The 5,924-nt window shown below is 68.8% G+C and carries 5 protein-coding genes; 4 read left to right on the forward strand and 1 reads right to left on the reverse strand.

Translation table 11 applies throughout. The features are described 5' to 3' along the window. The 3 genes from CCL05_RS34765 to CCL05_RS34775 all read left to right on the forward strand — a co-directional run. The coding region (locus CCL05_RS34765; protein WP_107400549.1) for an alkane 1-monooxygenase at positions 1-983 on the forward strand (983 nt) is incomplete at its 5' end. A 201-nt stretch (positions 984-1,184) separates the two neighbouring features. Next, on the forward strand, positions 1,185-2,675 hold the full coding sequence (ahcY, locus tag CCL05_RS34770; protein ID WP_086564632.1) for an adenosylhomocysteinase: 1,491 nt from the start codon (positions 1,185-1,187) through the stop codon (positions 2,673-2,675). Between the two features lie 149 nt (positions 2,676-2,824). Then, on the forward strand, positions 2,825-3,439 hold the full coding sequence (locus CCL05_RS34775) for a hypothetical protein (protein WP_086564633.1): 615 nt from the start codon (positions 2,825-2,827) through the stop codon (positions 3,437-3,439). Positions 3,440-3,474: 35 nt separating this feature from the next. On the opposite strand, the gene CCL05_RS34780 is transcribed toward CCL05_RS34775, so the two are convergent. Beyond that, positions 3,475-4,491 carry an RDD family protein gene (locus CCL05_RS34780; protein WP_086564634.1) on the reverse strand — a complete coding sequence of 339 codons (1,017 nt, stop codon included), beginning with the start codon at positions 4,489-4,491 and terminating at the stop codon, positions 3,475-3,477. A 128-nt stretch (positions 4,492-4,619) separates the two neighbouring features. Between CCL05_RS34780 and CCL05_RS34785 the strand changes: the two genes are divergently transcribed. Further along, positions 4,620-5,627 (forward strand): stage II sporulation protein M, encoded by a 1,008-nt coding sequence (locus CCL05_RS34785; protein ID WP_086564635.1) that lies wholly within the window; start codon positions 4,620-4,622, stop codon positions 5,625-5,627. The last annotated feature ends 297 nt before the right edge of the window (positions 5,628-5,924 follow it).

A 5,924-nucleotide genomic window follows, 5' to 3' on the forward strand; every position in this document is an offset into this window, starting at 1 on the left:
TCGTCGGCGACGACGGCACCAACCCGCGCGACGAGGATTACGAAACTCTTTCCAACGATCGCTTCTACCGGTGGTGCACCTATCTCTTCCTGCCTTTCCAGTTGATCGGCCTCACCCTGGCCGGCTATCTGTGGGCCGGTTCCGAGCTGAGCGTCCTCGACAAGATCGGTCTCGCCACCACCCTGGGACTGGTCTCGGGGATCGGTATCAACGCCGCCCACGAACTCGGGCACCGGGTGGAACACCTGGAACGCTGGCTGGCCAAGGTCGCCCTGGCGCAATCCGGATACGGGCATTTCTTCGTCGAACACAACCGTGGCCACCATGCCCGGGTCGCGACCCCCGAGGATCCGGCCAGTGCCCGGCTCGGCGAGAGCCTGTGGACCTTCCTGCCGCGCAGTGTGGTCGGTGGATTCCGCTCCGCGATCACCCTCGAGCGGGAACGGTTGCAGCGGGCCGGCCGCGGCTGGTGGAGCCCGCGCAACCACATCCTGCAGGCCTGGTCGATGACCGTGGCGCTTTTCGGCGCCCTGATGCTGGTCTTCGGCTGGGAGATCCTGCCCTACCTGCTCTTGCAGGCGGCGCTCGGCGCCGGACTGCTGGAAACCGTGAACTACATCGAGCACTACGGGCTGCTCCGGGAACGCCGGCCCAACGGCCGCTACCGCCGGTGCACCCCGCGTGACAGCTGGAACAGTGACCGGCTGGTCACCAATATCTTCCTGTTCCACCTCCAGCGACACAGCGACCATCACGCCAACCCGGGGCGCCGGTACCAGACCCTGCGCAGTTCGGACGAGGCCCCGCAACTGCCCGCCGGTTACGCGGCGATGGTGGTGCTGGCCGTCGTACCGCCGGTGTGGCGGCGAGTGATGGACAAACGGGTCCTCGCCCACTACGACGGCGATATCACCCGCGCCAATCTGTCTCCCGGTCGGCGGCGCCGGCTCCCGGCGGTGGCCCAGGGGCCTGTCGCGGCCTGATCACCGGACCCGCCGAGAGCGTTACCGATCGGCTATCGCGCCGACCGGCACACCCGCACCACAGTGCGGGCCAACCGACTAGCCTTGCGGTCGAGACCGTGTTTATCGGGCATGAGCGAGGGCCCTGCGTGGTGACGCTCCGCTACCGCCTCCGGGCCTGACTCGCTCATGCCCTAACCGAGAGAAGGCTGATCCACGCTGATGACGACCTCCGAACTGCCTCGAACCTCGCTGAGCACCGATACCCGCAACGGTGTCGAATACAAGGTCGCCGACCTCTCCCTGGCCGAGTTCGGCCGCAAGGAGATCACCCTCGCCGAGCACGAGATGCCCGGCCTGATGGCGATCCGCAAGGAGTACGCCGAAGCGCAGCCCCTGGCCGGCGCCCGCGTCACCGGCTCCCTGCACATGACCGTGCAGACCGCCGTCCTCATCGAGACCCTGGTCGCCCTCGGCGCACGGGTCCGCTGGGCGTCCTGCAACATCTTCTCCACCCAGGACCACGCCGCCGCGGCCATCGCCGTCGGCCCGAACGGTACGCCCGACAACCCGCAGGGCGTCCCGGTCTTCGCCTGGAAGGGCGAGACCCTGGAGGAGTACTGGTGGTGCACGGAGCAGGCGCTGACCTGGCCGGACAGCCCCACCGGCGGCCCGAACATGATCCTCGACGACGGCGGTGACGCCACCCTCCTCGTCCACAAGGGCGTCGAGTACGAGAAGGACGGCAAGGTCCCGTCCGTCGACACGGCCGAGTCCGACGAGCACCGCGTCATCCTCGAACTCCTGCACCGCACCATCACGGACGGCTCGCAGAAGTGGACCCAGCTCGCCTCCGAGATCCGCGGCGTGACCGAGGAGACCACGACCGGTGTCCACCGCCTGTACGAGATGCAGCGCGACGGCACCCTCCTGTTCCCGGCGATCAACGTCAACGACGCCGTCACCAAGTCGAAGTTCGACAACAAGTACGGCTGCCGCCACTCCCTCGTCGACGGCATCAACCGCGCCACCGACACCCTCATCGGCGGCAAGACCGCGGTCGTCTGCGGCTACGGCGACGTGGGCAAGGGCTGCGCGGAGTCCCTGCGCGGGCAGGGCGCCCGCGTGATCATCACCGAGATCGACCCGATCTGCGCCCTCCAGGCCGCAATGGACGGCTACCAGGTCACGACCCTCGACGAGGTCGTCGACAAGGCCGACATCTTCATCACCACGACCGGCAACAAGGACATCATCATGGCCAGCGACATGGCCAAGATGAAGCACCAGGCCATCGTCGGCAACATCGGCCACTTCGACAACGAGATCGACATGGCCGGCCTGGCCAGGATCCCCGGCATCGTCAAGGACGAGATCAAGCCGCAGGTCCACACCTGGACCTTCCCCGACGGCAAGGTGATCATCGTCCTCTCCGAGGGCCGCCTGCTGAACCTGGGCAACGCCACCGGACACCCGTCGTTCGTGATGTCCAACTCCTTCGCGGACCAGACCCTGGCCCAGATCGAGCTGTTCACCAAGCCCGACGAGTACCCGACCGGTGTCTACGTGCTGCCCAAGCACCTCGACGAGAAGGTCGCCCGCCTCCACCTGGACGCGCTCGGCGTGAAGCTGACCACGCTCCGCCCCGAGCAGGCCGAGTACATCGGCGTGCAGGTCGAGGGCCCGTACAAGCCGGACCACTACCGGTACTGAGCCGAGCAGCACCGCTGCCGGTCAGTTAGCTGCCGGTCAGTTCGCTGTCGGTCGGATCTCCGAGGCAGGCCCCCGCACCCCCGTGCCGGGGGCCTGCCCCGTTCGCCGGACCAGCGACCCGGCCCAGCCCGTCAAGACCCAGGACCCCCATGCCCCGCGGCCGATATTCGCTCCACGATCCGCACGATCACACCCCCCTCGCAGAAGAACACTTCCAGTGCGCCCCCGGCCCCTCCGGCTGGCGCTACGTCTCCCAGCTGACCACCCCCTCGGGCGATCACCACGGCTCCGTCGACCTCACCCTCGACGAACTCGGCCGTCCCATCCGCCTCGAACTCCACGCCGCCGCCTGGCAGGTCCGCGGCGCCGCCCTCGACGGCGTCACCTGGGTCCGCACCGACCCCACCGGAACCCACGCCACCGAAGGCAATGTGCGCGCCCACGCCTTCACCGGCACCTCCCCGGCGTTCCTCGTCGCCACCAGCCGTCTCCTGCGCCTCACCCCCTCCTCAGCAGGCACCCGCGTACGCCTCGTCGCCTTCACGGACCCGGTCCTCGCCCCGCGCACCGTGGACCAGTCGTGGACCTTGCTGAAAAGAGAAGCACACGCCACTGACAACGGCCCCCTGACCGTGGACGAATACCAGGTCACAGCCCTGGACACGGGCGAGCAGCACTCCGTGCACATCGCTGGGGACGTGGTGCTCGCGGCCCCCGGCGTCGAGCTCGAAGACCTCGAATCACCGCCGTCGGTACTCACCTGAGGCAGGCCCCCGCTGAACGGGCAGCCCGCCCTCCTCTACACCGGCGGCACGAACCCGGTCCCGGGACGCTCACCCGCAGGCACCTCATGCGACTCCGCGGACTGAGCACCGCCGGCCGACTCGACAGCCTCACCGGGCGACTCCACAGCCGCACCGGACGGCTGAACCACGGCACCAGGCGGCACAACCGGCGGTCGTCCGTATGCATCGGACGCCGCGCCCCCAGCCGAAGCGACCCCAGCAACCGGAGCCGCATCGGAAACCGGAGCGGCCGCGGCAGCCGGACTGGCCGACGAGGACGACCCGCTCCCGAAAGCCCGCCGAGCCTCCCGCGCCTGCCGTTCATGCACGACCGCCGCCAGAAACGCCGCCGGCGGAACACCCTGCGGCACCGGAGACCCCGTCCGTTCCGCGAGATCCGCCGCCAGCCGCTCCGCCATGGACCACCCCACCTGAGGGTCCAACTGCTGCATACGCGTCAGATACTGACGCACGGCGAGCCACAACCCGTCGGGCACCGCAGACAGATCGAGCCCCGAGAACCGCCCCGCCAGCCAGGGCGGGGGAGGCGGCACGAAGCCGGTCCGCGCGACCGGAATCCGCTCCCGGACGACGAGGGTCCCCGCGAACACATCCCCGAGCCGCCGTCCACGCGCCGACACGAACGAGGCGATACAGGCGACGACACCGAAGGTCATGAGGATCTCGATCACCCCGATCAAGCCCCTCACCAGCGCATGCCGGAACCGGATCGGCCCCCCGTCGTCCCGCACCACACGCAGCCCGCAGGCCATCTTCCCCAGCGAGCGCCCATGACTGAGCGTCTCCACCGCGATCGGCCCGCCCACCAGCACGAGAACGAACGTCGCGATCGACAGCGCCGTCTGCGCCGCATCGTCCAGCGACGCAGTGGAAACCACGACCGCGATGGTCACCGCGACGTAGACGGCCACGGCCGCCACAAGATCGAGCAACACGGCCAGCGCCCTGCTGGGCAACCTCGCGGGCCGCAGCTCCAACGCCACCGCCTCGCCCGTCACCAGCTCACTCACGCCCGCCGTCCTTCCCCTGCCCTGCCCCCGACAGGGCCAGTCTGCCAAGCTGTGGGCGCATCGCGCCGCAGTACGACAAGCTGATCCACGACGAGCCGCCGACGAACAGCCGAGGAGCAGGCAGACCGATGGACCTCGACGTCTTCGTCTCCGCCCATCGAGCGGAGTGGGACCGCCTCGAAGCCCTGCTCCGCCGCCAGCGCCGCCTCAGCGGTGCGGAAGCCGACGAACTCGTCACCCTCTACCAACGCACCGCCACGCACCTCTCCCTGATCCAGTCCAGTGCCCCAGACCCCCAGCTGACCGGCAGGCTCAGCCAACTCGTGGCACGCGCGCGTAGTGCCGTGACAGGCACCCGCCGCGCCTCCTGGCGCGACGTCACGCGTTTCCTCGCCCACGGCTTCCCGGCCGCCGTCTACAAGTCGCGCCACTGGTGGGTACCCACCGCGCTGCTGTCCACGGCGGTCGCGGCCCTCCTGGGCTGGTGGATCGGCACCCATCCCGAGGTACAGGCCTCCATCGCGGCCCCCAGCGAACTGCGCGACCTCACCCGCCCCGGCGGCCAGTACGAGACGTATTACTCCAGCCACCCGGCCGCCAGCTTCGCCGCCCAGGTCTGGACGAACAACGCCTGGGCCGCAGCCCTGTGCCTGATCCTGGGCGTTTTCCTGGGCCTCCCGGTCATCTGGATCCTCTTCCAGAACATGCTCAACCTGGGCATCGGCTGCGGCCTGATGTCCTCGGCCGGCCGCCTCGACACGTTCCTCGGCCTGGTCCTCCCGCACGGCCTGCTCGAACTGACCGCCGTCTTCGTGGCCGCCGGCACCGGCCTGCGCCTCGGCTGGACCCTCATCGACCCAGGCCCCCGCACACGACGCACAGCTCTCGCGGAAGAGGGCCGCGCCGCCATCGGCATGGCCATAGGCCTGGCGCTGGTCCTCTTCGTCTCCGGCGCCATCGAAGGCTTCGTCACCCCCTCCGGCCTCCCCACCTGGGCCCGCATCACCATCGGAGTCGCCGCGGAGCTGGCCTTCCTGGCCTACGTCTATGTCCTGGGCGGCCGCGCGGCCCGCGCCGGCGACACCGGTGACGTCGAGGCATCGGAACGCAGCGCCACAGTCCCGACAGCTGCCTGAACGGCCCCACGGCCACCGGATGTGCGACCACGTCCGTTCAACTGCTAGTGTCCTCTTCGCCCCACAGGAGTCATTGACACGGCTCATGCGGGGAGGTAGATTTGAACAGTTGCCTGGACGTGGGGTTCAGCCCCAGATCGGCGACAGTGAGCATCTATCTGCTTCATGAAACACTGATTTCATTGAAGCCCCCTCCCGATGAATCGGAAACGAGTGGCCGGTCAGTCCGGCTCAAAACTTCTGATAAAGTCGGAACCGCCGGAAAGGGAAACGCGAAAGCGGGAACCTGGAAAGCAC

Origin of the sequence: Streptomyces africanus (assembly GCF_002150735.1) — a bacterium.
In the GTDB taxonomy this organism is placed as follows: Bacteria; Actinomycetota; Actinomycetes; order Streptomycetales; family Streptomycetaceae; genus Streptomyces; species Streptomyces africanus.

What these genes read in the sequence shown, in the direction of transcription:
- ahcY (WP_086564632.1), top strand. Translation starts at nt 1,185, where the DNA reads ATGACGACCTCCGAACTGCCTCGAACCTCGCTGAGCACCGATACCCGC.
- CCL05_RS34775 (WP_086564633.1), top strand. Translation starts at nt 2,825, where the DNA reads ATGCCCCGCGGCCGATATTCGCTCCACGATCCGCACGATCACACCCCC.
- CCL05_RS34785 (WP_086564635.1), top strand. Translation starts at nt 4,620, where the DNA reads ATGGACCTCGACGTCTTCGTCTCCGCCCATCGAGCGGAGTGGGACCGC.